This window comes from Erythrobacter sp. NE805 (assembly GCF_046452355.1).
Lineage (GTDB): Bacteria > Pseudomonadota > Alphaproteobacteria > Sphingomonadales > Sphingomonadaceae > Erythrobacter.
Genome location: NZ_JBKFDI010000001.1, coordinates 462,463 through 488,076, shown reverse-complemented (window position 1 = coordinate 488,076; position 25,614 = coordinate 462,463). Strand labels below are relative to the sequence as shown.

Sequence of the window (25,614 nt, the reverse complement as noted above, 5' to 3'; positions counted from 1 at the left end):
CGGCGCGCGCTATTGCAGGATCGCGAAGCCGTTGCGGTCCATCCGCAGCGACATCGCCGGGCGGATGTCGGCCATCGCCAGCCCCGCGGCGACGAGCGGGAGCTCGGCGATCTCGGCGCGCATGGCTTCGGTCGACTGGATGCACAGGAGGGTCAGCTCGTCGCGGTCGGTGCTGGCGAGCGCGAGGATGAAGCGGCCCATCCGCGCCCATTCGAGCAGCGCCTCGTATTCGGCGCCGCGGTAGAAGCCGACCTCGTCCGAGCCGGCAGCGGGCGTGATTCTGAGGGTCACGAGGGTGACCGGCATGTTCGGGGCCAGCGCGCCCTCGCGGCGCCCCGAAAACCACTCGATCCACCTCAGCCAGGTCATGCGGGGACCACCTTTCGATTGCCCCGCCATAGGCCTGCGGGCCGCGCCTCGCTTTCGAAATCTTGCGCAGACCTGCGGGATGACGTGTCGGTGCGGGGTGTCAAGCGGCGATGACAGCGAGAAACGGCAAAACCTCGTACATCGCGAAAGATGGCCCGCCGGGCAGCGCGCATGACGACCCGCGGCGATCGGCAGCGCCCATTCCTGCCGTCACACAAACTGGACCATCAGGAGCAGATCATGCGCTTTATCACAAACGGGTTCGTGGCGGCGGGGGCAATGCTGGCGCTCGCCCTGCCGTCGGCGGCCAGCGCCGACGTCGTGGTGCGCGGCAAGGAAGGCAAGCCGCTCGACGAAATCCGCGAGGCGCCCGCCTCGATCTCGAACGATCTCAAGACCATCGTCGCGCAGCCTTCCCCTTCTGAAGTCAAGCCCGAGTTTCTCGGCCCGGTGGTGCTGATGAAATCGGGCCACATCGACCTCGAGAAGGGCACCGTCACGCTGCCCCTGCGCAGGGGGCGGCTGGCGAGCGGCAAGCCGGTGTGGTTCATCATCACCGACACCACCGACGAGAACCTGTCGAACCTGCACGGCGTCAATTACGCCCCGAAAATGGCCTATGGCGAAACCAGCATGGCCGCGCGCAGCGTGACGATCGAGAAGGACGGAAGTTTCGTGTTCAACACCGGCTCGGTCGATTTCAGCCCGAAGCTGTCGATCGTCCCGGGTCCGGCCAACGCGCCTTTCCCGCCCAAGAGCTTCCAGCCGGGCGCGGTGGGCGATGCGACCTATACGCCGCTGGTGAAGATCGCCAATGCCGCCAAGGACGTGCTGCTCAACGCCCCCGTCCTGTCGATGGCGAGCGAGGCCGAGCTCAACACGATGTGCGCCGGCAAGGTCGATTACGACAAGGTCCACGACAAGGTCACCGCGATCTGCCCGCGCGACGGGACGGTCACGATCAGGCTGACGCTCGGCTTCACCTTCGACAAGCCGATCCAGTACATCTCGACCGAAGCCAATGATCCGCTGGTGGCGACGCTCGAGAATGCGATCTACACGCCCGCGCTCAATGGCCTGCCCTCGATGCTGGAAGACGCCTCGCCCGGCGAAAGCGCGGAGCGGATCGTGGTCGTCGTCAATGGTCCGACCGGCAAGGACAACCCGCACCGCCAGGGCCTCGTCAGCGCGCTGTCGGGCGAGGGCGGGCCCTTGAACGTGCTGGGCGGTATCCCGACCATCAACCTCGACTATTCGCCGCTGTGGCGCGTGTTCCCGGCGGTGTGGACCGACGAGGCGATCCAGAAGGGCTACCGCTACCGCATGACGAGCGCGCTGCAGGCCGCCGAAATGTCGACCCGCGGCTATCTCAAGAGCCTCGACGGCGGCGAGTTCCGCGCGGTCGGCTTCATCGTCAACTGCCCGGTGGTCTACCGCATCAACTGAGCGGGCGGATCGCATCGGTCCCCATGGGTCCTGCCGTGCCCCCTCCGGCATGATCTGCAACTCGCGCCGGGAAGACAGTGCATCTTCCCGGCGCATTCCTTGCAGGCTAGGCGAGCGGGCGAGACGGGCGAGGAGTTCATGATGCGCGCCGCATTCCCACCGATCGTCGCGCTGGCGCTCCTCGCCGGGGCGCCCGCGCTCGCCGCCGAGGGGGCCGAGGGCGAGGCCGGGCAGGACGAGGCGGTCATACGCACCGGCTCCCCGGCACCCTTACGCGACTTTACCACCGATCGGCCCGACGTCACCGAGAGCCCCTTCACCATCGATCCGGGGCACCTCCAGGTCGAGACCACGCTCTTCGGCTACACCCGCTCGCGCCGCGACGCTTCGGGTACCGTCACCGACAGCTACGAGCTCGGCACCACCAACCTGCGCATCGGGCTCACCGAGAGCGTCGAGCTCGATCTCGTCTGGCAGCCCTACGGCATCCTCGACCCGCGGGGCGGCGGGGCGACCCGGCATGGGATCGGCAGCGCCGAGCTGCGCGCCAAGGTCAACCTGTGGGGCAATGACGGCCCCGCCGCGCCGGGCGACACGGCGCTGGCGCTGCTGCCCTATGTCACCCTGCCCACCGACCGCGACAACGGCGTGGGCGAGCGGCAGGTCGGCTTCGGCCTGATCGTCCCGCTCGCGGTCGAGCTCGGCGGGGGCTTCGGCCTCGGCCTCAACGCCGCGGCGGACTTCACCCGCGAGCGCTCCGCCGATCCCTACGACGCCGCGATCCTCACCTCCGCCTCGCTCGGCTACGAGTGGACCGACCGCCTCGGGACCTATGCGGAGGTGGTGTGGGAGTTCAGTCGCGGGGGCGGGGAGGGCGACGCGGTGACGCTCGACACAGGTTTCACCTATGCGCTCGGCAAGGACTGGCAGCTCGACGCGGGGGTGAACATCGGCGTCACGCGCGGGGCCGACCCGGTCGCCCCCTTCGTCGGCCTCTCGGCGCGGTTCTGACCTGCGCGCGCGCGTCGCGCTCCCCTGAGGGTTGCCGCGCAGCACGGGGCCCTGCTGTTGACGGGCGCGGCAGGTTGACCGCCCCCGCGCGTCTGTTAGCCTCGCTCCCACAAGCCCTGGAACAAGGGGCAGGCAGGGGGAGAGAGGGCCTTGCGCCAGTTGCAGGGAATGGATGCGTCCTTCGTCGCGCTCGAGACGCGCAATTCGCCGATGCACATCGGCTCGATCCTCATCTACAATCCCGCGACCGCGCCCGGCAGCTTCGTGCGCTTCAAGGACATCCTGCAGTTCATCTGCGAACGGGCGCAGCTGAGCCGGACGATGCGCCAGCGGCTGGTGCGGGTGCCCTTCGACCTCGACTATCCCTACTGGGTCGAGGACCCGGACTTCGATCTCGAATATCACGTGCGCCACATCGCCCTGCCGCAGCCGGGCGACTGGCGGCAGCTGTGCATCCAGGCGGCGCGGATCTTCGCGCGGCCCCTGGATCTCGACCGGCCGCCATGGGAGTTCACCGTGGTCGAGGGCCTCGACAACGTCCCGGGCGTCGCCAAAGGCAGCTTCGCGATGGTCACCAAGGTGCACCACGCCGCGATCGACGGGATGAGCGGGATCGACCTGATGGAGGCGCTCCACACGCTGCGCCCAGGAGACCCGCCGCCGCCCGAGCCCGACACCTGGAAGCCCGAGCGCATCCCGAACCCGATCGAACTGCTCGGCAAGAGCTACTTCAACGCGGTGACCAATCCGCTGAGGCAGCTCGAGGTCGCTGCCAAGGCCGCGCCGGGGCTGGCGAAGGCCTTGAAGGGCCTCGTCGTCAAGGACTTCACCGTCAGCGCTGACATGCTCGCGCCCAAGTCGCGCTTCAACCGCGCGATCTCCCCGCACCGGGTGGTCGAAGGGAGGAGCTTCAAGCTCGCCGAGATCAAGGCGATCCGCGCGCTGGCGGAAGGGGCGAAGGTCAATGACGTGTTCCTCGCCATCATCGGCGGGGCGATGCGGGAGTATCTGCTCGCCAAGGACGACCTGCCCAAGAAGACCCTGACCGCGATGGCCCCGATCTCGGTGCGCGCGGGCGCGGAGAAGGGCGACATGGGCAATCAGGTCGCGGCGATGATCGCGCCGCTCGGCACGCATATCGCGGACCCGGCCGAGCGGCTCGCCTTCGTCGTCTCGCAGACCGCCAACTCCAAGGCCATGTCCGACGCGATCGGCGCGCGCAACATGACCGAGATGAGCAAGGTCTCCCCGGCGCTGTTCATGGCCTTGGGCGCGCAGCTCTACACGCGGCTCGGGCTCGCCAACCGCGGGGTCGCGCCGCCGTTCACGACGGTGGTGACCAACGTCCCCGGACCGCCCGTGCCGATCCATTTCGCCGGCGCGCGGCTCGAGAGCATGATGGGCCTCCTGTGCCTCACCGACGGGCTTGGCCTCGGCCACGTGGTGCAGTCCTATTGCGAGGAGGCGACGATCGCCTTCACCGCCGACCGCGAGCTGCTCCCCGATCCCGAAACTTACGTAAAGTGCATCGAGGATAGTTTCGCCGCGCTGCTCTCTGCTACGGGGAGGGCCGCAGCCGCTCCGCAAGCGAGGCCTGCGGGCAAGCGCAAGGGTGCGGCCCGCAAGGCCCGGACGGCATGACCGGCCGCAAGGCCCGAACCATCAAGGAGGCCGACATGGCCGCAGCATCAGCATCCGCATCGGCCGCAGCCCGGACCCGCCTCGAGGCCGAGACCGCGCGCCCGCCGAACCGCATCTGGACCCTCGCCGAGGGCCGCGCGCTGTTCGAATTGGGGGCCTTCTACATGAGCCAGCCCCTGCTCGCGCAGCTCCCCCGGGGGGACGGGCACGCGGTGCAGGTGCTCCCCGGCTTCATGGCCACCAACACCTCGACCCACCCGCTGCGGCGGCTGCTGAAGCGGCTCGGTTACGATGCCCACGGCTGGGATTCGGGGCGCAACGTCCGGGTCGACAACGCGCTGATCTCGCGGCTCGAGGCGCAGCTCGCGCGGCTCAACGACGCGAGCGGGCGCAAGGTCTCGCTGATCGGCTGGAGCCTCGGCGGGGTGCTCGCGCGCGAGCTCGCCAAGCTCCATCCCGAGCGGGTTCGGCTGGTGATCAGCCTCGGCAGCCCGATCTCCGACGACCGCGGCCACACCAACGCCGCGCGGCTGTTCGAGATGCTCAACGGCAAGGAGCCCGAGGCGATGCGCGGCGGGCGCTTCCGCGGCCTTGCCGAGGCGCCGCCGGTGCCGACCACCTCGATCCTCACCAAGACCGACGGGATCGTCCACTGGCGCGGCTCGGTGCAGAAGCCCGCAGCCCACGCGCCGACCGAGAACATCGAGGTCTATGCCAGCCATTGCGGGCTAGGGGTCAACCCCAGCGTGATGGTCGCGATCGCCGACCGCCTCGCACAGGGCGAGGGGACGTGGCAGCCCTTCGTCCCGCCGCTCGCGCTGCGGCCGCTGTTCCCGAAGACCCGGCTCGACTAGCAATCGCGTCATTTGACACCCCGCCCGGGGGTTCATAGGGTCAACCGCTTACGGGGCCACCCTGGCCCCGCAGGGGGGGCACGCGCGCGATGAGCTCATTGGAGATGTCCCGCCCCGCCACCCCGCGCGTGGACGGGCGGCGCGCGCGCAGCCGGTCGAGCCGGGCGAAGATCGTCGCCGCGATGCTCGACCTCGTCGCCGCCGGCAATGTCGCGCCCAGCGCCGGCGAGGTCGCCGAAGTCGCCGGGGTGGGCCTGAGGTCGGTGTTCCGGCACTTCAAGGACATGGACGCGCTCTACCGCGAGATGACCGAGGCGATCGAGCTTCAGGTCCTGCCGATCCTGATGCGCCCGCCCGAGGGCGCGACCTGGCAGCAGCGCCTGTTCGACATCGCCGCCCGCCGCGCCCGCATCTTCGAGACGATCATGCCCTACCGCATCTCGGCGAGCCTGAGGCGCTTCGAATCCGCCTACCTGATGGATGACCACCGGCGGATGGTCCGGCTCGAGACGGAGGCGCTCGCGGCGCACCTGCCGCTCGCGGTGCGCGCCGACGAGGCGGGGGTGCGCGGCCTCAACGTGGTGCTGAGCTTCGCCACCTGGGAGCTCTTGCGCCGCGACCAGAACCTCGCGCCCGAGGAGGCCGCCGCGGTGGTGCGGCGGATGCTCGGCGATGCCCTCGCCCGCTGGCCCGAGGATTGACGCGGGCGCGAAGTAATGACATTCATGGTGCCATAAATCGGGGGAGGGAAACTGCCGTGAAGGTGCTGCGCACGCCCGACACGGCCTTTGCGGGACTGCCCGGGTTTCCCTTCGCCGCCCACTACCTGGAAATCCGCGACGCCGCGACCGGCACGCCCCTGCGCATCCACTACCTCGACGAGGGCCCGCGCGATGCGCCGGTGGTGCTGATGATGCACGGCGAGCCCTCGTGGTGCTATCTCTACCGCCACATGATCGCCCCCGTCGTCGCGGCAGGCTACCGCGTCCTCGCCCCCGATCTCGTCGGCTTCGGCAAGTCCGACAAGCCCGCGGCGGCGCGCGACTATTCCTACGCCCGCCACGTCGGCTGGATGCGCCAGTGGCTCGAGGCGACGGACCTCACCGACATCACCCTCGCCTGCCAGGACTGGGGCTCGCTGATCGGACTCCGGCTCGTCGCCGCCATGCCCGAGCGGTTCCGCGCGGTCGTGCTCTCCAACGGCGGCCTGCCCGAAGGCGGCCCCGCGCCGCGCGCCTTCGCGATCTGGCGCGCCTTCTCGAAGTGGAGCCCGGTCTTCCCGATCGGCCGGATCATCTCCAGGGGCACGAAGCGCGGCCTCTCGCCAGACGAGATCGCCGCCTATGACGCGCCCTTCCCCGACGCGCGCTACAAGGCGGGCGCGCGGATCTTCCCGAGCTTCGTGCCCTTCGCAGGCAACCCCGCGATCCCCGACCAGCAGGCGGCGTGGCAAGTGCTCGACCGCTGGCACAAGCCGTTCCTGTGCGCCTTCTCCGACGGCGATCCGATCACCCGCACCGGCGAGACGCGCTTCATCGGCCGCGTCCCCGGCACCGCCGGGCAGGCGCACCGCACGCTCAGGGGCGGGCACTTCATCCAGGAGGACGACCCGGAAGGGTTCGTCGCCGCCATCCTCGACGCCGCACGAGCCGGAGCACCGCAATGATCGTCATGAACCAGCTTCATCCCGCACCGCAGCAGGCGATGGCCTTCTTCGCGGGCGGCGACGATGAGCCGATCTGCATGGTCAACCTCCTCAAGTTCAAGGACAAGGCGGCCTATGCCGACGGCAGCGATCCCGACCTTCCGGGGCGCGAGGCCTATGCGCGCTATGCCGCAGGGGTCCACGCCTGCATCGCAGCGGTGGGCGGCACGCTGCGCTTCGGCGGGGCCGTCACCGGCCTCTTGATCGGCGAGATCGAGGAGCTGTGGGACATGGTGGCGATCGCCGAATACCCCTCGCGCAAGGCGATGCTGGCGATGGTGCAGTCGCCCGAATACCAGCAAGTCGCGAAGCACCGCGACGCCGGGCTCGCCGGGCAGCTCAACATCTGCACCAAGCCCCGCGCCGGGGCGGCGGCGTGAGGCGCTGGGGGAAGGCGCTGCTCGGAACCGCCGCGGGCCTCGCGGTGCTGGGCGGCGGGGCGTATCACTTGCGCACCGACATCGCATTGGGCCTCGTGCGCTGGCGGAGCACGGTCGCGGTCGCCCCCAACCGCCCGGTGCCGTGGCAGCAGGGCCCAGCGCGAGGCCCGCAGAGCCCCGCCGAGCGGCCCCCCAACATCGTCTTCATCCTGTTCGACGACCTCGGCATGAACGACCTCTCGACCTTCGGCGGCGGGGTCGCCGGGGGCAAGGTCAAAACCCCCAACATCGACCGGCTGGCGGCCGAGGGCGCGATCCTCACGCAGGCCTATGCCGGCAACGCCACCTGCTCGCCGAGCCGCGCGCAGATCATGACCGGGCGCTATCCCACGCGCACCGGCTTCGAGTTCACCCCCACCCCGGCAGGCTTCCCGCGGATCGTGCCGATGGTGTGGAACGACATCCAGCCGGGTCGCCCGCCGATCCTCACCGACCCCGCCGCCGCGGCGGCCGCGCCGCCCTTCGAGGAGCAGGGCCTGCCGCCGGAGGAAGTGACCATCGCCGAGGTCCTCAAGGCGCGCGGCTACCACACGGTCCACATCGGCAAGTGGCACCTCGGCAACGCCCCTCGCTTCCTTCCCAATGCGCAAGGCTTCGACGAGAGCCTCAACATGGACGGGATGCTGCACGGGCCGGAGGACTCGCCCGACATCGTCAGCGCCCGTGTCGACTTCGATCCCATCGACCGCTTCCTGTGGGCCTCGGCGCATTTCGTCACGAGCTACAATGGGGGCACGAAATTCGCGCCCGGCGGCTATCTCGCCGACTACTGGACCGACCAAAGCCTGAAGGTGATCGAGGCGAACCGCAACCGGCCCTTCTTCCTCTACCTCGCGCATTGGGGGGTGCACTCGCCCTTGCAGGCGACGCGGGCGGATTACGACGCGGTGGGGAATGTCGGCTCGCATCGCCTCAGGGTCTATGCGGCGATGATCCGCGCATTGGACCGCAGCGTGGGGCGGATCATGGACAAGCTGGAGGCGGAAGGCCTCGCCGAGAACACGCTGGTGGTGATCTCCTCGGACAACGGCGCGCCGGGCTATGTCGGGCTTCAGGGCCTCAATGCGCCCTACCGCGGGGGCAAGGGCACCTTCTTCGAGGGCGGTATCCGCGTGCCGATGTTCGCGCGCTGGCCGGCGCGGATCGCGCCCGGCCAGCGGGTCGCGCTCCCGGTCGGGCAGGTCGACCTCATGCCGACCCTCGCCGCCGCCGCCGCCGCGCCGCTGCCGCAGGGGGTGGCGATCGACGGGCGCAACCTGCTGCCCGCGCTGACCGGCAAGGGCGCGGCGCTCGACCCGCAGGCCCCGCTGTTCTGGTCGAGCGGCTACTACAAGGCGGTGCGCGCCGGGAACTGGAAGCTCCAGGTCAACGGCAAGCAGGGCAGGGCGTGGCTCTATGACCTCGCCGCCGATCCCACGGAGAAGGTCAACCTCGCCGCGAGCCAGCCCGCGCGGCGGGCGGCACTCGCCGCGCTGATCGCGGGGCACGAGAAGGGCCGCAAGCCGCCGCTCTACGCGAGCACCTTCGACACGCCGGTGTCGATCGACCGGACCCTGGCCGAGCCCTACCGCAAGGGCGACGAGTTCATCTACTGGCCCAATTGAGCTCCGGGGCGGGGGAGGGGCGGAATCCTGCCACGCGCCAGACCGGCGCCAGACGCCTTAAGACCCCCCTTTGACCCCCTCCACACCCTCCTTAGACCCCTCCAGACCCGCACCAGATCCCCTCCCGGCGGCGATGTTTCACGTGAAACATCGCCTCACTTCGGGCCGTCGACCGGGAGCAGGTTGTCGTCCGAGTTGCGGTCGATGAAGAAGTTGTAGGGATCGATCCCGGCGAACTTCGGCTGCTTCGCGGTGACCACCTCGACCACCTGCTTACCGCCCCTGACGGGGTAGCGCTGCATCGCCAGCACGTCGGCCTTGCGGAAGGCGCCGGTCTCGGGCCGGGCGGTGAAGAGGCCGACCTCGATGTCCTCGGCGAGCGGGGCAGGCGTCTCCTTGCCGCGCCCGTCGGCATGGAACTTGCCCGCCTCGAGCGTGATCCGCGTCCGCCAGCGCCCGTCGGGAAGCTTCGCCGTCTCGGCCGACTTGGTCTTGAGGTCGTAGATCGTGATCCTCTCGAGCAGGTCGGTGACAAGCGCCTGATCCGCCGGCGTTTTCGCCTCCTTGCGCAGCTCGGCGACGAGGTCGAGGCTGCGCGGGAAAGGCGCGCCCTTGAAGCGGTAGGTCGCGACCAGCCGGGCGAGCGCACGGTTGACCGCGTCCTCGCCGAGGCGCTTCTGGAGCAGGTACATCACGAGGCTGCCCTTGCGGTAGTGGAGGTGCTGCTGGTTCTCGACCCGGATCAGCGGCTGCTCCTCGAGCACGTCGGCCTTGCGCCCCGCGAGGTAGCGGTCGAGCTCGAACTTGAGGAAGCGACGGATCTTGTCCTCGCCGTAGAGCTGCTTCATCACCATCAGCGCCGAATATTGTGCAAGGGTTTCAGACAGTAAGGTCGATCCCTGCATATCGGCGCCGATCAGCTGGTGCGCCCAGTACTGGTGCGCGACCTCGTGCGCGGTGACGTAGGTGACGTAGTCGATCGTGTCCGGATCGCGGACGTCGGCGGCAAAGCCGATGCTCTCCGAATAGGGCATGGTCCCGGCGAAGGCCTGCGCGAAGCTGTCGTAGCCGGGGAACTCGACGATCCGCGCATAGCCGAACTGGTAGGGCCCGAAATTGCGCTCGTAATAGCCGAGCGCGTTCTGCATCGCCTTGAGCATCGCGGGCACGTTCCAGGCGTGGCGCGGGTCGTGGTATACGGCAAGCTGCACCTGCCCCGCCTTCGCCTCGGCGACGGCGTAGCGTGCCGATTGCACCGAGAAGAAGTCGAGGATCGGCGCCGGGCTCTGGAACACCGCGATGCGGCGCCCGTCCTTCACGACGTCGGAGAGCTTGTTGCCCGGCGCGATCGGCACCTGGTCGGCGTCGGTGCTGATCGTGATGCGCGAGTTCACCCAGTCGGCGCGGACGTAATTGTGCGCCTGCGCGCGCGTGTCCTCGAGCTTCGCCATCCTGAGCTCGGCCGGCAACTTCTGGCGGCGCCGCTGGGTGCGGTCCTGGAGCAGGCCCTGGCGGCTCATGCCGATGATCGGCGCGAAGGTCTGGTTATTGAGGAAAGTGCCGTTGAGCACGACGTCGGTCGCGGGCGCCCCGTTGGGAAAGCCGCGCCGCCACACCTGCGACCTGAAGTCGAGCCGGGTCGTCGCTCCGGGGGCGAGCGGCTCCCGGAAGCGGTAGATGCGGTAGGCATGGCGCTCGTCGAGGCTGGCGAGCTTGGCGCCGGCGATGTCGAGCCGCGAGAAGGTCACCTCGGGATCGCCCTGTCGCACGTGGAGCTCGCTGATCGGTGCCCCGCTGTCGTTGCGAAGATTGTAGCTGCCCGCCACCTCGACGCGGCGCTCCTTGGGGTGGATCGCGATGTCGAAGACGACATCGGTGACGACCGGCTGAGGCAGGTTCTCGTATTTCAGGTACTTGCGCTCGAGTTCGGCGAGGCGCGCCTCGCCCTCGTCGGAGGTCTCGTAGGTGTTGAGCACCTTGATGTTCTCGTGGATGACGAGCCCGGTGCCGACCATTCCGGCGAGGGCGCCGAGCGCGATGCCGCCCGATTGCCAGGTCATCCGCCGCGCGATCCCCCTGAGGCGCGGCACCACCGCGACCACCGTCCCGCGCGGCCAGGCCCAGTGCGAGAAGACCAGCAGCAGCACCCCGAAGCACGCCCAGTAGGCGCGCGCGATCAGCCCGCCGATCCAGAAGCCGCCGGTACCGTTCATGTCGGAGAGCGGCTCGCCCGGCCCCGCGCCGAACATGTAGAGCATGTTCGAATAGCCGAGGTTCTGGATGAAGATGCGACTGACGAACCAGATCAGGATCAGGCCCCAGCCGACATACTTGTTGGGGCTCAGCACCTGGAAGAACACCGAGAGGATCGCGATCAGCAGGAGGTCGATGCTCTGCGGCACGATGAAGGCCGAGAGGTAGAGGCCGACGTCGATGCTGCCCGTCCCCTTGGCGAGCTGATAGGCAAGGCCGGTCGCCGCCCCGGCGAGCGACATGGCGATGAGCACGGTGAAGATCGCGAGGATCTTGGGCACGAACACCGCCCAGCCGGGTGCCGGGGTGGCGTCGACGATCTCGGAGATCTTCACGTCGCGCTCGCGCCAGACGAGCTCGCCGCCGTAGAACACCGCGACGATCAGGCTGAACAGCGAGACGCTGCCGATCAGGGTCGAGATGACGTCGGCGGTGAGCGGGTAGGAGGAGGTGCCGTAGATCGTCTCGGAATTGACGAGGTTGAGCGTCGAGAAGGCGACCGCGATCAGCAGCAGGACGATGAGGCCGGGGCTCTTGATCACCAGCTGCACCTCGGCCTTGAGGCGCACCCGGAAGGCGGCGAACGCATGGTCGAGGCCGAAGCTGCGCCGGACCGGGGCGGTGAGCGCGCGGGGGGCGACGGCCTCGGCCTTGGCGGTCTTCGCGGCCTGCTTGGCGAGGCGGCGCAGCTGCCAGCGCGAGGGCGCGCGCTCGGTCATGCTGAAGCGCGCCCAGGCGACGGCGAGGAACAGCGCCGAGAGGCCAAGTGTGAACAGGCGGTTGAACAGCAGGTTGCCCTCGAAGGGGATCAGCCGGGAATTCATCTCGGCCGCCGTCCAGTAGCGCGTCGCCTCGCCGATCGCGGCGGTGCCGAGCGGCTCGTAGCGGGCGACGATCGGCAGGTTGGTCGGGTCTGCCGAGGCGACGATGCTTACCGCGAGGTAGCCCATCACCAGCACCAGCACGCCGATATAGCTCGCCAGCATCGAGCGGGTCAGCGTCGCGAGGCTGAACAGCAGCGCCGAGGAGAGGATCAGGTTGGGGATGGCGATGATCAGGAACGGCCAGACATACATCGCGAGGCTGTTGGGGCCGACCGTCTCCGGGTCCACCCACGGCATCGCCGCGCCGACGCCGATGCCGACCGGCACGGCGATGTAGCCCAATGTCGCGATCGCGAGGCCGCCGAGGAAGCGCCCGGCGAGGAAGGTGGTGCGGCCCACCGGCGTCGCGCGGATCATCGGCCCGAACTTGGTGGTGTCGTCGCGCACCACGGCGTTGGCGACGAAGGAGGTGATGACGAAGAGGTAGAAGGTCGCGAACAGCGCCATCGCGATGGTCAGCGTGTAGGGCGCATTCTCGTGCACCGCGCCGGGCGAGCCGAAGCTCACGTTCTCCGAGGCGGCAAGGCCGAAGCCGAGGAGGAAGAAGATCGCGACCGAGACCCAGAAGACGGGGTTCCTGAGCTGGTAGCGGATTTCGAACGCGGCAAGGCTGGCGGTCAGCATGGTGGCAGCCCTCCCTTACGCCGCTTGCGCAGGCGCGCGGCGGGTTTCGGCGAGGGTCGCGAAGTAGACGTCCTCGAGCCCGCCGCTGACGTGGTCGAACCCCTCGGGCTGGCTGTCCGCGAGCACGTGGACGACGATCTCGCCCGCGAAGAAGCGGTGCGAGATGACCTCGTGGCGCTCCTGCATCTCGGCGAGTTGCGTGTGGGGCACGGTCTTCTGCCAGACCCGTCCCTGCGTCTGGCGGATCAGCTCGAGCGGCGCGCCCTCGAGGCGGACCTTGCCCCCGGCGAGCACCGCCATGCGCGGGCACAGGTCGGCGACGTCGTCGACGATGTGGGTCGAGAGGATCACCACCACGTTCTCGCCGATCCCTGCGAGAAGGTTCAAGAAGCGGTTGCGCTCCTCCGGGTCGAGGCCGGCGGTCGGCTCGTCGACGATGATGAGTTCGGGCTCGCCGATCAGCGCCTGGGCGATGCCGAAGCGCTGGCGCATCCCGCCAGAGAAGCCCGCGATCGCCTTGCCGCGCACGGCCCAGAGATTCGTCTGGTTGAGGAGGTGCTCGACCATCGCCTTGCGCTCGGAGGCCTTGGCGACGCCCTTCAGCACCGCCATGTGATCGAGCATCTGGTAGGCCGAGACGCGCGGATAGACGCCGAAATCCTGCGGCAGGTAGCCCAGCGTGCGGCGCAGCCGGTCGGGCTCGGCGAGGATGTCGATGTCGCCGAAGCGGATGCTCCCGGCGGTCGGCGCCTGGAGCGTCGCGATGGTGCGCATCAGCGTCGACTTGCCCGCGCCGTTGGGGCCGAGCAGCCCGTACATCCCCTTGGGGATCGACAGGTTCACGTCGTCGAGCGCGTGCGTGCCGTTGGGATAGACGTGGCTGACGCCGGTGAGTTCTAGCATGTTGTGGCCCCCGATGCGGTGTTCTTGTTGCACGTTATCTTAGCGTGGGAGCCGGATGCGCCAATCACGCTCGTAGAATTCTCCCGTCATTCGTCGACGCCGGTTGGCGATTGCGCGCGCCAGCGGTCGATCCCGACCAGCGCGAGCGCCACCGCGAGGGCGGTCGCCACCATCACCCCGGCGAAGGCGAGCGAGGGGCCGTAGCCGATCGCTCCCGCGTCCATGAAGGGGTAGGGGTAGAACCCGCTCGCCGCGCCCCGGACGAACATGACCGCGAGATAGAGCACCATCAGCCCCGCAAGCGCGGCGGCCTGAGGCCACCTCAGGCCGCCACGCGGCAGCGCCAGCCAGAACAGGCCCATCGCGACCGGCACGGCGAGGTGCGCGAGCACGCTGCTCGTCCCCTGCATGAACACCACCTCGAGCCCGCCGATCCCGGCGAAGAGGATGCCGACCGTCACCGTCCCCATCGCCGCCGCCGCGCGCCAGAAGGGCGGAACGGCGCCGATGCCGCGCAGCGCCATGATCGAGCAGGTGATTGCGACGGCGGTCGCGGTCCAGTCGGTGAGGAAGGCGGTGGTGTCGATGAGCACCGCGCCGAGCGCGCCGCCGTCCCCGACCTGCTCGGCGACGAACAGCACCTCCGCCGTCCACGCGGTCACGGCGATGGCGACGGCCGCAAGGCGCAAGCCGGTGTCCCTGTTCATGCTGCGTGATCCCCCCGGCGCGGATTGCGCAGGGGCAAGGTGTCACCGCAAGAGGGGCAAGGTCAACCCAGCGTCACCTTGTCGCGGGTGAATTCGAGCTTCGTCGTCAGCAGCGCGCGGAAGGCGTTGTAGCCGCCGGTGCCGGGGAAGAAGGCGTGGAAGAACAGCTGCGGCTTGCCGTCGAGGCCGGGCGCGACCGAGGCGTGGCCCGGCGCCCACCAGGTCTTGACCGACTTCAGCAGCGGCCCGTCCTGCTTGACATAGGGCCCGAGCGGATGGTCGGCGACCGCCACCCCGATGCCGTAGGCGGGGGTGCCGAAGTCGTTGCCCGCATAGAACATCCAGTAGCGCCCCTCCTGGAGCGTCACCCACGGCCCCTCGATGAGGTGGCCTTCCCATTCCTGGTCGTTGGTGAGCACGATCGTGTCGGTGCCGATCAGCTCGCCGTTCTCGTCGAGGCGCTGGGCGTGGATCGGGGTGCTCATCGCGTCGTAGATGAAGTCCGCCTCGGGGATGGTGGCGAGGATGGTGCGCACCCGCTCCCAGTTGTCGAGCACCGCCTCGATCAGCGGCTGCATGAGGAAGAAGCGCTCCATTGGGCGGCGGGTGTTGGCCCAGGGCTGGACCGCGGCGGCGAAGCGCGCGGCGCGGCGTTCGGCCTCCTCCTCGAAGAGTTGCGCGACGAGTTCGGGACGGCGGCGCAGCAATCCGGCGAGCGGGCGGGGCCAGACCCCGTTGGTGTCCCGCTTCCAGAACAGGTAGCGCTCGCCATTGGCGTCGATGAAGATGTGCGAATCGATCACCCCGCCGCTCAGCATCGGCTGGGTCGGGTCGTCGGGGAAATTGGTGGTGTTGATCGCAAAGCCGCTCACCAGCGGGTGGCCGAGATCGGTCCAGGGGCCGGTCGGGTGCGGGGCCTTGGCAAGGCCGATGGCGAGCGCGTTGGAGCGCTGGCGGGCGGTGTAGACCAGCCAGTACTCGTCCCCGCACTTGGCCATCTCCGGCGCCCAGTAGTCGCCGACGGTGCGCCCGTGCGCAGTCCATTCCGGCGCCTCGCCCTCGGGGAAGACGAAGCCGACGTGGGTCCACTTCTCGAGGTCGTCCGAGTGGAGGATCGGGAAGGCGTCGAGCGCGTCGTTCGAGGTCGCAACGAGGAAATAGCCCTCGTCGGTCTTGAGCACCGCCGGATCGCCATAGCCTGCAAAGGTGCGCGGGGAGAGATTCTCAAGGATCAGCGGGCGCCAGTCCGGCTCGTGATCGCCGTCGATGGGAATCGGGCGATGGTGATGCGCGCGCGTGCCGAAATCGCGCGCGAGTTCGCTGAAGAACACCGCGTAGTGGTTATGCTGGCCGGTCGGGATCCGGTAGGTCTTCTCGACGTCGCCGAGCCGCACCGTGAAGCGCGTGGCGATGCCCTCGGCGACGGCGTCGACCTCGAAAGTTTCGGTCTCGTCCGTGGTATTCTTCAGCATTCCTCTTGCCCTCTCGCCAAGGCACGTCGCAGATGTTAGATCTCATTTGTATGATAAATGAGGGACCGGCAATGGCAAGCGCTTTCGACGCTCCGGCTTACGAAGCGGGGAATATATTGGGGGGGCTCTACGGCGAGGGGATCATCGCCTGCCGCGGGGCCTTCGACCCGGCGCTGATCGACGGTCTCCATGCCGAGATCATGGCGATCTTCGCCGAGGTGCGCGGCCTGCCCGGCGGCGCCCTGCCGCGGGGGCCCGCGCGCTGGTATGTCGAGATCCAGCCCGAGCGAATCTCCGCTTTCGCGGGAATCGCCTCCCACCCGTGGTTCGTCGCGGTGTGCGAGGCGGTGCTGGGGCCCGACTACCGGATCGTCGAAGTCGGCTTCGACATCCCCTTCCCCGGCGCCGCCGACCAGCCGTGGCACCGCGACTTCGCCGTGCCGGAGGCGACCACCATCGGCCGGCGCCTGAACTCGCTCGCCTTCAACCTCACCACCGTCGACACCCGTCCCGAGCACGGCCCCTTCGAGATCGCGCCGGGCACCCAGTGGGACCGGTTCGAGGGCTGCGCGAAGGGCATGTTCCCGCCCGCGCACCTCTGGCCGCGCTACGAGGCGCGGGCGGTGAAGAAGCTGCCCAGGCGCGGCGACATCTCGGCCCGCTCGGCGCTGACCGTGCACCGCGGCACCGCCAATGTCTCGGATGAGCCGCGCCCGGTGCTGGTGATCGGGGTCGACGCGCCCGACGCGACCAACGGCGCGCACCACGATCTCCAGGCGACCGCGCCGTGGCACGCGGCGCTGCCCCCGGTGGTGCGCGACCACCTGCCTGCCCGGATTGTCGAGCGGCTCGAGCCGGTCATCCAGCACCATGTTATCGATGGCCTGCTGACCCCCGCCTATTGACCTCCAGCCGTTGACCTGCGGGCGATTGTCACGCAGAGTGGAATAAATATGATAAATGAGGGGAGAGCCGCTTGTCCGGCCTTGAGCTGATCGACGTCTGCAAGTCCTATGGCGCGACGCGCGTGCTCGAGTGCGTCTCGCTGTCGATCGCTCCCAGCGAGTTCATCGCCTTCCTCGGCCCCTCGGGCTCGGGCAAGTCGACCTTGCTGCGGATCATCGCCGGGCTCGAGACATTGGACGCGGGCGAGGTTCGGCTCGGCGGCGCGCGGATCGACGGCCTCGCGCCGGGCAAGCGCGGCATCGCGATGGTGTTCCAGCACTACGCGCTCTACCCGCACATGACGGTGCGCGAGAACATGGCCTTCGGGCTGGTCAACGCGGGCGTTCCCAGGGACGAGATCGCGCGGCGCATCGCACAGGCTGCCGACACGCTGGAGATCGCGAGCCAGCTCGACAAGAAACCCGGGCAGATGTCGGGCGGCCAGCGCCAGCGGGTCGCGATCGGGCGCGCGATCGTCAAGCAGCCCAAGCTGTTCCTGCTCGACGAGCCGCTCTCGAATCTCGACGCGGCGTTGAGGAACCGCACCCGGGTCGAACTCGCCCAGCTCCGGCACCGGGTCGAGGCGGCGCTCATCATGGTCACCCACGACCAGGCCGAGGCGATGACGCTGGCCGACCGGATCGTGGTGATGAACGATCGGCGCATCCAGCAGGTCGGCACCCCGGCCGAGGTCTACGCCCGCCCCGCCAACGCCTTCGTCGCGCGCTTCGTCGGCTCCCCGGCGATGGCAATGCTTCCCGGGATCGTGACCGGCACCGCGGGCGGACGGGTGCGGGTGAGCCTGCCCTGCGGCGCGGACCTCCTTACGGCCGTGCCTGCGGGCGACATGGTGCCCGGCGCAGAGGTCGACGTCGGCCTGCGCCCGGAGCACGTCTGCATTGCCGAGCCGGGCGAGGACGGCATCCCCGCGACGGTCGACCTCGTCGAGCGGCTCGGCGACCGCAGCTTCCTCTATGCGCGGCTCGGCGACGGCAGCGAGGTCATCGCCTGCGCCCCCGGCTTCAGCGCGGTGCGCCAGGGCGACAGGGTGAGTCTCGCGATCGACGCCGCCGCCGCGCATCTCTTCACCGCCGACGGCACTGCGCATCACCCCCAACCCGAGGCGCGGGCATGAACCGCGCGCGCCGCGACGCGCTGGTCGGCTATGCCTTCGTCGGGCCGTTCCTCCTCGCCTATGTCGCGATCCTGATCGTGCCCTTGCTGATGGGGCTGTGGATCAGCCTCAACAACGCCGACCTGTTCGGGCGGCGCGAGTGGGTGGGGCTGGCGAACTACGCCGAGGCGCTCGGCGATCCGGTGCTGCTCCAGGCCTTCGCCAACACGCTCACCCTGACGCTGCTGATCGTCCCCCCGCTGACGGTCATCGCCCTGCTGCTCGCGCTCGCATTGAACCGCAGCACGCGCCTCGCGGCGATCCTGCGCGGCGTGTTCTTCTCCTCGCTGGTGTTGTCGGTGACGATCGTCACCCTGATCTGGCGCTTCATTCTCACCCCCGATGCGGGGCTGGTCGCGCTCGGCCTTGAGGCACTGGGCCGCCCGCCGATCCCCTTCCTCTCCGATCCCGCCACCGTCATCCCCGCGCTGGCGGTGACGACCCTGTGGTGGTCGCTGGGCTTTCCGATCATGCTGTTCCTCGCCGGGCTCCAGCAGGTGCCGGGCGACATCTACGAGGCTGCCGCCTTGGACGGCGCGGGGCGCTGGACCGTGTTCCGGCGCATCACGCTGCCACAGGTCCGGCGCACGCTGCTGCTGGTGGTGATGCTCCAGACGGCGGCGCAATTGCAGATCTTCGGGCAGGCGCAGCTCCTCACCGGCGGAGGCCCGGGCGGGGCGTCGCGGACCATCGTGCTCTACATCTTCGAGGTCTCCTTCGGCCGCTGGGAGCTGGGCTATGCGACCGCCATCGCCGAGCTCTTGTTCGGGATGATCCTCGCCGTGACGCTGCTGCAATACTGGCTCGTCACCCGCCACGACGAGCCCCGCGCGTGAACCGCGAGCGCCTCTCGCCGCTCGTCACCGTGCTGCTGCTGATCGGCGCCGCGATCATGCTCGCACCGATGCTGTGGACGCTGCTCCTCTCCTTCAAGAGCAACGCGGCGCTGATGGCCGACAGCGCCTCGGCCTTCTCCCCGCCCTGGACGCTCGAGAACTACGAGGCGATCCTCGCCGGCTCGCTGACGACGCGCTGGCTGGTCAACAGCCTGATCGTCTCGACCGGCTCGACGATCGGCGTGCTCGTCCTCTCGAGCCTCGCGGGCTACGGCTTCGCGCGGCTCGAATTCCCGTTCCGCCGCACGCTGTTCGTGATCGTGCTGCTCGGCCTCGCGGTGCCCGAGCAGGCCGTGATCCTGCCGCGCCACCAGCTGTTCGCGATGCTCGGGCTGCACAACTCCTACCCCGGCCTGATCCTGCCGAGCCTCACCGGCGCCTTCGGGGTGTTCTTCATGACGCAGTATTTCCGCGCCATCCCGCGGGAGCTCGACGAGGCCGCGCTGCTCGACGGAGCCTCGCGCCTCACGCTGTTCTGGAAGGTGCTGCTGCCGCTCACCTGGCCCGCGCAGGCGACCCTCGGCGTCTTCACCTTCCTCGGCTCGTGGAACGACTATTGGTGGCCGCTGATCTCGGCGACGACCAGCGACTACTTCACGCTGACGGTCGGCCTCGCGTCGGCGCAGATGAACTATGCGCAGACCAGCGGATTGGGCTTCCTGATGGCGCAGGCGGTGTTCGCCTCGATCCCGATTCTCGTCGTCTACATCGCCTTCCAGAAGCAGATCGTGCGCGCGATGGCGGGGACGGCGGTGCGATGAGGTGGGAGCGGGCGCTCGCCTTCGGCTTCGCGGGATTGCTGGCCGGCTGCGCGCCCGCCGACGACCGCCCGGAGATCGTCGTCCAGCGCTTCTTCGGCGAATGCGGCGCGGTCTACGGGGCGAGCACCGACGTCGCCAAGGCCGACACCGAGTGCGGTATCCTGACCACGCTCATCAACCGCTTCGAGGCCGAGAACCCCGACGTCCGGGTCAAGCTCAACGTCGTCGCCTGGCCGGGCTATCCGCAGCTCGCCGCGCAGATCGCGGCGGGCGATCCGCCGGATCTCGTGACGATGCACCAGTCGGTGATTTCCGATTATTCGGGCCGCGGTCTGATCGAGCCGGTCGAGCCCTTGCTGGCGCAAGCGAAGATCGATCCGGCAAGTTTCACCCCGGCGGCGCGTGCGGGGGTGGAGAAGGAGGGCCGGCTCTACGGCATGCCGTGGGACACGATCGGGCGATTGTTCCACATCAACACGCAGCTCATGGCCGAGGCGGGGCTGATGCGCGGCGGCAAGCCGGTGCTGCCGAACTCCCCGCAGGAACTGCTCGCGCAGGCCCGCCAGTTCAAGGCGAAGACCGGCAAGCCCTACTTGATCCAGGCGCAGGTCAGCGCGCCCGACTTCAACGTCGCCTTCCTCTACACCTACCTCCTTGCTCAGGGGAAGCCGATCTACCCCGACGCGCGGCACATCCGCCTCGACACCCCCGAGGCGCGCACGGTCGTCGGCCTGATGCGGCAGCTCAATGTCGAGGGGCTGACGACGCGGGATCAGGACTTCCCCGCCGCGACCGCCGCCTTCACGCAAGGCAGGGGCGGGATCTTCCCGGTCGGCACCTGGATGCTCGGGCCCTATGATGCCGAGGCGGCGAAGCCGGGATCGGCGCTCCACGGGCACTATGCCGTCGCGCCCTTCCCGCGATTGTGGGGGACGGCGGCGCCGTTCGTCGACGGGCACGCCTGGGTGGTGCCCGCAGCGGAGCGCAGCCCGGCCGAGCGCGCGGCGATGGCGCGGTTTCTCGCCTTCCTCGCGAAGCACAACTACGACTGGTCGCGCACCGGCCAGCTCCCCGCCTTCGCAGGCGTCCTCGCAACCCGCGAATTCCGCGCGCTCCCGCACCGCGAGGACATCGCCGCGCTCGCCCGCACCGGCCAGCAGCTTCCCGGCTATGTCGAGCGGCAGGGCGCGGTGCAGGGGCTGATCGGCGAGGAGCTCGAGGCGGCGATCACCGGGACCAAACCGATCGACGCGGCGCTCAGGGATGCCGAGCGGCGGGTCAACCGGCTCTACGCGCAAATGATGTGAGGCGCCCGGCCGGGCGGCGCGCTCAGGCGGCGCGCTCGGCGTCGGCGATGAGGTCCATCACCTCCTCGATCAGCGCCGCCATCGCCGCGCGCGCGGCCTCGGCGTCGCGCGCCTCGATCGCGGTCAGGACCGCGCGGTGCTGCGGCAGGCTCGCGGTGCGGCCCTTGAAGCGGTTGGTGAAGCGGATCGAGGTCCTCAGCGCCGTCGACACCACGTCGCGGAACTGCGCGTAGAAGGGGTTGGCCGAGGCTTCGAGAATGGCGATGTGGAAGGCGATATCGGCCTCGAGCGGGTCGTCGTCCCCGGCCTCGGCGGCGACCATGCGCTGGTAGCCCGCCGCGATCCCCGCAATCCCCTGCGCGTCCGCCGCGCGCGCCGCGATCACCGCCGCCTGCGGTTCGATGGCGATGCGCAGCTCGTTGAACTGGCGCAGCAGATCGAGCGAGAACTTGCGCTCGAGCATCCAGCGCAGCACGTCGGGATCGAACAGGTTCCAGGCGCGCGGCGGCTGGACGGTGGTGCCCTTGCGCGGGCGCGCCACCAGCAGGCCCTTGGCGGTCAGCATCTTCACCGCCTCGCGCGTGACCGAGCGGCTCACCTGGTATTGCCGAGCGAGATCGGCCTCGGTGGGGAAGGGCACGGCGTCGTAGTGCCCGGTGACGATCGCCTTTCCGACCGCGTCGAGCAGCGCGTAGGTCAGGTTGCGGCCCGACCCCAGACCCGCCCCGACGGTCTCCATTTTCGTCATGTGCGAGATGCCCCGTCCCCGTTCTGCGGGCTGATTCGCAGATATCGCGGGCGGGCGCAATCGGTCAGTCATCCGAGGTCAGTCGTGGGGCGCGGTGGAGAGACGGCGCGCGATCAGCGCGGCGTCGGCGAGGATGCGCATCGGGGCGGCGTCGACGGCTATGGCGCGGGCCGGGACGAGCGCGGCGAAGCGGGCGTAGAGCGCGGGGTACTCGGCGAAGGGTCCGAGCGGGTGCTCGGCGCCGTCGACGACCAGCCGCGCACCGCCGTCGTGGATTGCGACCCGCCGCCCGCTGGCTGTGTCGACGGTGAGGCAGCGCACCTCCTCGCGGGTCTCGCGCCAGTCGAAGCCGGCGGAGAGGGCGCCCCCGGCGAAGTGCAGCGTTGCAGCGATCGGGGTCTGGCGGTTCGAGGGAATGGTGAACTCCGCGCTCTCGACGAACAGCGGCTGGGGCAGGATCGCCGAGGCGATCGAGAGCGCGTTGATGCCGGTGTCGAGCACCCCGAAGCCCTCGGGCTCCCAGATCCAGTCCTGTCCGGGATGCCAGCGCTTGACGTCCTCGCGCCATTCGATGGCGAGGGCGGTGACGGTCTCGCCATCGAGCAACGCGGCGGCGGGAGCGACGGCGGGGGCATATTGCGAGTGCCAGGCGGCGAACAGGCAGGTCCCCGCGGCGCGGGCGCGGGCCTCGAGGTCCTGGAGCTCGCCGAAGGTCGCCGCGGGAGGCTTCTCGAGCAGCACCGCGAGCCCCGCCGCGATCGCCTCGGCGGCGATGGCGTGGCGCACGCGCGGCGGGGTGGCGAGGCTCACCGCGTCGACCCCGTCCGGCAGGGCGGCGAGCAGCTCCGCGAGCGAGGCGAAGACCGGCACCCCCGCGTCGGGCGCGCCGCCAGGGGCGACGACGGCGACCAGCGCGAGCTCCGGATGGGCGGCGATGGCCGGGGCGTGCTCGGTGCGGGCAATCTTGCCGTAGCCGATGATCGCGATGCGGATGGGGGGGCGGATCGTCATGCGGCCCGCTCCCCGAGCGCGGCGACGAAGGCGCGCGCGCTGGCGGCGACCTCGGCGGGGGTCGTCCCCGGCTTGTAGAGCGCCCCGCCGAGGCCGAAGCCGTCGGCCCCTACGGCAAGGTAGTCCGCGGTCTTCTCGGGGGTAATGCCGCCCACGACGATCAGCGGGACATCCTTCGGCAGCACCGCCCGCTGGGCCTTCACCACGGCGGGAGAGGCGGCCTCGGCGGGAAAGAGCTTGATCGCGTTCGCCCCGGCGCGGATCGCGGCGAAGGCCTCGCTCGGGGTGAAGTAGCCCGGCGCCGAAACGAGGCCCGCGGCGCGGGTCGCGGTGATGACCTCGGGATCGGTGCCGGGCGAGACGACGATCTGCCCGCCCGCCTCGGCGACGCGCAGGACGTCGGCGCGCTCGAGCACCGTGCCCGCGCCGACCAGCGCCTCATCGCCCACCAGCCGGGCGAGGCGGGCGATGCTCTCGAGCGGCTCGGGCGAGTTCAGGGGCACCTCGATGATGCAGATCCCCGCCTCGACCAGCGCGCTGCCTACGCCCTCGACCTCCTCGGGCCGCACGCCGCGCAGGATCGCGACCAGCGGGCAGCGGGCGAAGAGGCGGGTGAAGTTCGCGGTGCTCGTCATGGCAATTCCCGGATGATGGCGCGGAGCCCCTCGCGGAACGCCGCTTCGCCGTCGATGATGTGTCCCGGCGGCAGCGGCTTGCCCCTCACCTGTGCAAGGGCGGCGGCATAGAGCGCGCCGAGATCGGTGCGGCCGACGAGGGCGGGCGCGGTGTCGCCGAAGCGGGCGAGCGCGGCGCGGACCTCGGCGCCGATCAGGAGCCCGCTGGCATAGCTCGGCGCGTCCTTGCGGGGATGTCCGAGGACGTGACCGGCGCGCAAGCCGAAGAGGTGGCCGAGCGCGTCGCCCCCGGCCGAGTCCGCGACCCCGGCGGCGAAGGCCGCGCCGGGCTGCGCCTCGCCTTCGAGCTGCGGCGCGAGGATCGAGTGGCGGGAGAGCAGCGCGAAGACCTCGCCGGTCATCCAGGTGGCGAAGCGGACGATGCGGCCGCCCTCGATCCGCACCCACTTGGCATGGGTGCCGGGGCAGCAGACGAGTGCGTCGGGGGGGAGCGCGCGGCACGCGAGGCCGCCGACGATCTGCACCTCCTCGCCGCGCATCACCTCGGGTGCTGCGGGGTGGGGCTGGCAGACGCCGGGGACGATGCCGGTGCGCGAATCGATCCAGTCGATCCCCTCAGCGAGCGCGCGGGCGTCGGCGGGGCAGGGGGCATAGGGCACATTGCGCCAGCCGCGGTCGGACCCGATCATCCCGCCGAGCAGCATGGGGAGGTCGCCGAGCCGAGCGCGCAACGCCGCCGCCTCGTCGGCGAAGCCGCGCTCGCGCACCGCGGTGATCCCGCCCGTGTCGGCGCAGGCCTCCTCGACCGTGCCATCGGGCGCGATCCGCCAGGCGCGGCGGTTGGTCGTGCCCCAGTCGACCGCGATGAACGGACCCTCCCAGCTCACAACCGACTCCTCGACCAGATGCAGGCAAGTCTTGCCGCCCGCTAATTATCATATAAATACGACTCCGTGAAACGCCAGCAGGATATGCGCTCATGAAGTTGATTGGCCTCGAGACCTTTCTCGTGCCCCCGCGCTGGCTGTTCGTGCGGGTCGAGGCCGACGACGGCTCGGTCGGCTGGGGCGAGGCGAGCCTCGAGGGACACGCCGAGGCGGTGATGGGCGCCTTCGAGGCGATCCGCGACCGGGTGATCGGCGCTGACCCGCGCGCCATCGAGGACATCTGGCAGGTGATCTACCGCGGCGGCTTCTACCGCGGCGGGGCGGTGCTGATGTCGGCGCTCTCGGGCCTCGACCAGGCGCTGTGGGACTGGAAGGGGCGGCATTACGGCCTCCCGGCGCACGAGATGCTCGGCGGGCGGGTGCGCGACAAGGTGCGCGCCTATGCCTGGATCGGCGGCGACCGGCCCGACGACATCGCCGCCGCCGCCGCTGCGCGCCGCGCGCAGGGCTTCACCGCGGTCAAGATGAATGCGACCGGCGATGTCGCCTGGCTCGCCGCGCCGCGCTTTGCCGAGGTGGTAGCGCGGGTCGAGGCGGCGCAGGCCGAGGGCATGGACGTCGCGCTCGACTTCCACGGGCGCCTCCACCGCCCGATGGCGAAACAGCTCGCCCGCGCGCTGGAGCCGCTCGGCCTGCTGTTCATCGAGGAGCCGCTGCTCTCCGAACACGCCGAGGCCCTGCCGCAGATCGCGGCGCTGACCGCGACGCCGATCGCGCTTGGAGAGCGGCTCTATTCGCGCTGGGACTTCAAGCCGCTTCTGGAAGCGGGCGCGGTCGACGTGATCCAGCCCGACCTGAGCCACGCCGGGGGCTTAAGCGAATGCCGCCGCATCGCCGCGCTGGCCGAGGCGCACGACGTCGCGGTCGCGCCGCATTGCCCACTTGGGCCGCTGGCCTTGGGCGCGTGCCTCCAGCTCGCCGCCTGCACGCCCAACGTGGTGCTTCAGGAGATGTCGCTCGGCATCCACTACAACGAGGGGCACGACCTCCTCGAGTTCATGGTCGAGCCTGCGGTGCTGACGCCGGTGGACGGGTTCCTGCCGATCCCCACCGGGCCGGGCCTCGGCATCGCCATCGACGAGGCGCGGGTGCGCGCTGCGGCGAGCGCCCCACACCGCTGGCGCAATCCCGTCTGGCGGCACGCCGACGGCTCGCTCGCCGAATGGTGAGGGAGGAGAAAGCGTGGCCAAATGGCCACATTGCCAGACATTATCTTATTTATAATATATATTGCACCCGCAGGTAGCCGCGCGGCTATCCTGCGCAACACAAAAGCG

At 69.8% G+C, this 25,614-nt stretch carries 23 protein-coding genes; 14 read left to right on the top strand and 9 right to left on the bottom strand.

Translation table 11 applies throughout. The annotated features are described in order from the left end of the window. Positions 1-9: 9 nt before the first annotated feature. Positions 10-369: a hypothetical protein gene (locus tag ACLBKU_RS02150; RefSeq protein WP_410177888.1), complete on the bottom strand. Its 360-nt coding sequence runs from the start codon at positions 367-369 to the stop codon at positions 10-12. Positions 370-609: 240 nt separating this feature from the next. On the opposite strand from ACLBKU_RS02150, the gene ACLBKU_RS02145 reads away from it, so the two are divergent. The 8 genes from ACLBKU_RS02145 (at position 610) to ACLBKU_RS02110 (ending at position 9,070) form a co-directional block, all read left to right on the top strand. Next, positions 610-1,815 (top strand): hypothetical protein, encoded by a 1,206-nt coding sequence (locus tag ACLBKU_RS02145; RefSeq protein ID WP_410177887.1) that lies wholly within the window; start codon positions 610-612, stop codon positions 1,813-1,815. 138 nt (positions 1,816-1,953) lie between these two features. After that, positions 1,954-2,826, top strand: a complete 873-nt coding sequence (locus ACLBKU_RS02140; RefSeq protein WP_410177886.1) for a transporter — start codon at positions 1,954-1,956, stop codon at positions 2,824-2,826. Between the two features lie 168 nt (positions 2,827-2,994). Then, a complete protein-coding gene (locus tag ACLBKU_RS02135; protein WP_410177885.1) occupies positions 2,995-4,467 on the top strand; it encodes a WS/DGAT/MGAT family O-acyltransferase in 1,473 nt (490 codons plus the stop codon). Continuing rightward, complete coding sequence (locus tag ACLBKU_RS02130; RefSeq protein WP_410177884.1) at positions 4,464-5,321, top strand: lipase family alpha/beta hydrolase; 858 nt, start codon at positions 4,464-4,466, stop codon at positions 5,319-5,321. The genes ACLBKU_RS02135 and ACLBKU_RS02130 overlap by 4 nt, the downstream gene beginning before the upstream one ends. Before the next feature lie 104 nt (positions 5,322-5,425). Beyond that, positions 5,426-6,022: a TetR/AcrR family transcriptional regulator gene (locus ACLBKU_RS02125; protein WP_410177883.1), complete on the top strand. Its 597-nt coding sequence runs from the start codon at positions 5,426-5,428 to the stop codon at positions 6,020-6,022. A 56-nt stretch (positions 6,023-6,078) separates the two neighbouring features. Then, positions 6,079-6,987 (top strand): haloalkane dehalogenase, encoded by a 909-nt coding sequence (locus tag ACLBKU_RS02120; RefSeq protein WP_410177882.1) that lies wholly within the window; start codon positions 6,079-6,081, stop codon positions 6,985-6,987. Continuing rightward, positions 6,984-7,406 (top strand): DUF1330 domain-containing protein, encoded by a 423-nt coding sequence (locus ACLBKU_RS02115; RefSeq protein ID WP_410177881.1) that lies wholly within the window; start codon positions 6,984-6,986, stop codon positions 7,404-7,406. Before ACLBKU_RS02120 ends, ACLBKU_RS02115 begins: the two co-directional genes overlap by 4 nt. After that, positions 7,403-9,070 (top strand): sulfatase-like hydrolase/transferase, encoded by a 1,668-nt coding sequence (locus ACLBKU_RS02110; RefSeq protein ID WP_410177880.1) that lies wholly within the window; start codon positions 7,403-7,405, stop codon positions 9,068-9,070. Before ACLBKU_RS02115 ends, ACLBKU_RS02110 begins: the two co-directional genes overlap by 4 nt. A 155-nt stretch (positions 9,071-9,225) precedes the next feature. Here the strand turns inward: ACLBKU_RS02110 and ACLBKU_RS02105 are convergent, their stop codons facing one another. The 4 genes from ACLBKU_RS02105 to ACLBKU_RS02090 all read right to left on the bottom strand — a co-directional run bounded on the left by ACLBKU_RS02105 (position 9,226) and on the right by ACLBKU_RS02090 (position 15,913). Further along, positions 9,226-12,831 (bottom strand): M1 family aminopeptidase, encoded by a 3,606-nt coding sequence (locus tag ACLBKU_RS02105; protein ID WP_410177879.1) that lies wholly within the window; start codon positions 12,829-12,831, stop codon positions 9,226-9,228. Positions 12,832-12,846: 15 nt separating this feature from the next. Beyond that, a complete protein-coding gene (locus ACLBKU_RS02100) occupies positions 12,847-13,734 on the bottom strand; it encodes an ABC transporter ATP-binding protein (RefSeq protein WP_410177878.1) in 888 nt (295 codons plus the stop codon). Positions 13,735-13,820: 86 nt separating this feature from the next. After that, entirely contained in the window at positions 13,821-14,441 is a 621-nt protein-coding gene (locus ACLBKU_RS02095) for a Pr6Pr family membrane protein (protein WP_410177877.1), read from the bottom strand. A gap of 62 nt (positions 14,442-14,503) precedes the next feature. Further along, positions 14,504-15,913 (bottom strand): family 43 glycosylhydrolase, encoded by a 1,410-nt coding sequence (locus ACLBKU_RS02090; protein ID WP_410177876.1) that lies wholly within the window; start codon positions 15,911-15,913, stop codon positions 14,504-14,506. 71 nt (positions 15,914-15,984) lie between these two features. Between ACLBKU_RS02090 and ACLBKU_RS02085 the strand changes: the two genes are divergently transcribed. The 5 genes from ACLBKU_RS02085 to ACLBKU_RS02065 all read left to right on the top strand — a co-directional run bounded on the left by ACLBKU_RS02085 (position 15,985) and on the right by ACLBKU_RS02065 (position 20,996). Beyond that, positions 15,985-16,818, top strand: a complete 834-nt coding sequence (locus ACLBKU_RS02085; protein ID WP_410177875.1) for a phytanoyl-CoA dioxygenase family protein — start codon at positions 15,985-15,987, stop codon at positions 16,816-16,818. 71 nt (positions 16,819-16,889) lie between these two features. Then, the gene (locus tag ACLBKU_RS02080) at positions 16,890-17,993 is read left to right on the top strand and encodes an ABC transporter ATP-binding protein (RefSeq protein WP_410177874.1); all 1,104 of its coding nucleotides are present in this window, start codon (positions 16,890-16,892) and stop codon (positions 17,991-17,993) included. Then, positions 17,990-18,868: a carbohydrate ABC transporter permease gene (locus ACLBKU_RS02075; protein ID WP_410177873.1), complete on the top strand. Its 879-nt coding sequence runs from the start codon at positions 17,990-17,992 to the stop codon at positions 18,866-18,868. Before ACLBKU_RS02080 ends, ACLBKU_RS02075 begins: the two co-directional genes overlap by 4 nt. Continuing rightward, positions 18,865-19,689 (top strand): carbohydrate ABC transporter permease, encoded by an 825-nt coding sequence (locus ACLBKU_RS02070; protein ID WP_410177872.1) that lies wholly within the window; start codon positions 18,865-18,867, stop codon positions 19,687-19,689. Before ACLBKU_RS02075 ends, ACLBKU_RS02070 begins: the two co-directional genes overlap by 4 nt. After that, a complete protein-coding gene (locus ACLBKU_RS02065; RefSeq protein ID WP_410177871.1) occupies positions 19,686-20,996 on the top strand; it encodes an ABC transporter substrate-binding protein in 1,311 nt (436 codons plus the stop codon). Before ACLBKU_RS02070 ends, ACLBKU_RS02065 begins: the two co-directional genes overlap by 4 nt. A 22-nt stretch (positions 20,997-21,018) precedes the next feature. Here the strand turns inward: ACLBKU_RS02065 and ACLBKU_RS02060 are convergent, their stop codons facing one another. The 4 genes from ACLBKU_RS02060 to ACLBKU_RS02045 form a co-directional block, all read right to left on the bottom strand. Beyond that, positions 21,019-21,744, bottom strand: a complete 726-nt coding sequence (locus ACLBKU_RS02060) for a FadR/GntR family transcriptional regulator (protein ID WP_410177870.1) — start codon at positions 21,742-21,744, stop codon at positions 21,019-21,021. Between the two features lie 78 nt (positions 21,745-21,822). Further along, positions 21,823-22,755, bottom strand: coding sequence for a Gfo/Idh/MocA family protein (locus tag ACLBKU_RS02055; RefSeq protein WP_410177869.1), 933 nt, complete (start codon positions 22,753-22,755; stop codon positions 21,823-21,825). Next, a complete protein-coding gene (locus ACLBKU_RS02050; protein WP_410177868.1) occupies positions 22,752-23,390 on the bottom strand; it encodes a 2-dehydro-3-deoxy-6-phosphogalactonate aldolase in 639 nt (212 codons plus the stop codon). The genes ACLBKU_RS02055 and ACLBKU_RS02050 overlap by 4 nt, the downstream gene beginning before the upstream one ends. After that, entirely contained in the window at positions 23,387-24,277 is an 891-nt protein-coding gene (locus tag ACLBKU_RS02045) for a 2-dehydro-3-deoxygalactonokinase (RefSeq protein WP_410177867.1), read from the bottom strand. The genes ACLBKU_RS02050 and ACLBKU_RS02045 overlap by 4 nt, the downstream gene beginning before the upstream one ends. A 92-nt stretch (positions 24,278-24,369) precedes the next feature. Here ACLBKU_RS02045 and dgoD point away from each other — a divergent pair, with 92 nt between their 5' ends. Beyond that, complete coding sequence (gene dgoD / locus ACLBKU_RS02040) at positions 24,370-25,506, top strand: galactonate dehydratase (RefSeq protein WP_410177866.1); 1,137 nt, start codon at positions 24,370-24,372, stop codon at positions 25,504-25,506. Positions 25,507-25,614 lie beyond the last annotated feature (108 nt).

What these genes read in the sequence shown, in the direction of transcription:
- ACLBKU_RS02130 (WP_410177884.1), top strand. Translation starts at nt 4,464, where the DNA reads ATGACCGGCCGCAAGGCCCGAACCATCAAGGAGGCCGACATGGCCGCA.
- ACLBKU_RS02100 (WP_410177878.1), bottom strand. Translation starts at nt 13,734, where the DNA reads ATGCTAGAACTCACCGGCGTCAGCCACGTCTATCCCAACGGCACGCAC.
- ACLBKU_RS02105 (WP_410177879.1), bottom strand. Translation starts at nt 12,831, where the DNA reads ATGCTGACCGCCAGCCTTGCCGCGTTCGAAATCCGCTACCAGCTCAGG.
- ACLBKU_RS02135 (WP_410177885.1), top strand. Translation starts at nt 2,995, where the DNA reads ATGGATGCGTCCTTCGTCGCGCTCGAGACGCGCAATTCGCCGATGCAC.
- ACLBKU_RS02115 (WP_410177881.1), top strand. Translation starts at nt 6,984, where the DNA reads ATGATCGTCATGAACCAGCTTCATCCCGCACCGCAGCAGGCGATGGCC.
- ACLBKU_RS02140 (WP_410177886.1), top strand. Translation starts at nt 1,954, where the DNA reads ATGATGCGCGCCGCATTCCCACCGATCGTCGCGCTGGCGCTCCTCGCC.
- ACLBKU_RS02090 (WP_410177876.1), bottom strand. Translation starts at nt 15,913, where the DNA reads ATGCTGAAGAATACCACGGACGAGACCGAAACTTTCGAGGTCGACGCC.
- ACLBKU_RS02145 (WP_410177887.1), top strand. Translation starts at nt 610, where the DNA reads ATGCGCTTTATCACAAACGGGTTCGTGGCGGCGGGGGCAATGCTGGCG.
- dgoD (WP_410177866.1), top strand. Translation starts at nt 24,370, where the DNA reads ATGAAGTTGATTGGCCTCGAGACCTTTCTCGTGCCCCCGCGCTGGCTG.
- ACLBKU_RS02085 (WP_410177875.1), top strand. Translation starts at nt 15,985, where the DNA reads ATGGCAAGCGCTTTCGACGCTCCGGCTTACGAAGCGGGGAATATATTG.
- ACLBKU_RS02065 (WP_410177871.1), top strand. Translation starts at nt 19,686, where the DNA reads ATGAGGTGGGAGCGGGCGCTCGCCTTCGGCTTCGCGGGATTGCTGGCC.
- ACLBKU_RS02060 (WP_410177870.1), bottom strand. Translation starts at nt 21,744, where the DNA reads ATGACGAAAATGGAGACCGTCGGGGCGGGTCTGGGGTCGGGCCGCAAC.
- ACLBKU_RS02095 (WP_410177877.1), bottom strand. Translation starts at nt 14,441, where the DNA reads ATGAACAGGGACACCGGCTTGCGCCTTGCGGCCGTCGCCATCGCCGTG.
- ACLBKU_RS02150 (WP_410177888.1), bottom strand. Translation starts at nt 369, where the DNA reads ATGACCTGGCTGAGGTGGATCGAGTGGTTTTCGGGGCGCCGCGAGGGC.
- ACLBKU_RS02125 (WP_410177883.1), top strand. Translation starts at nt 5,426, where the DNA reads ATGTCCCGCCCCGCCACCCCGCGCGTGGACGGGCGGCGCGCGCGCAGC.
- ACLBKU_RS02055 (WP_410177869.1), bottom strand. Translation starts at nt 22,755, where the DNA reads ATGACGATCCGCCCCCCCATCCGCATCGCGATCATCGGCTACGGCAAG.
- ACLBKU_RS02050 (WP_410177868.1), bottom strand. Translation starts at nt 23,390, where the DNA reads ATGACGAGCACCGCGAACTTCACCCGCCTCTTCGCCCGCTGCCCGCTG.
- ACLBKU_RS02075 (WP_410177873.1), top strand. Translation starts at nt 17,990, where the DNA reads ATGAACCGCGCGCGCCGCGACGCGCTGGTCGGCTATGCCTTCGTCGGG.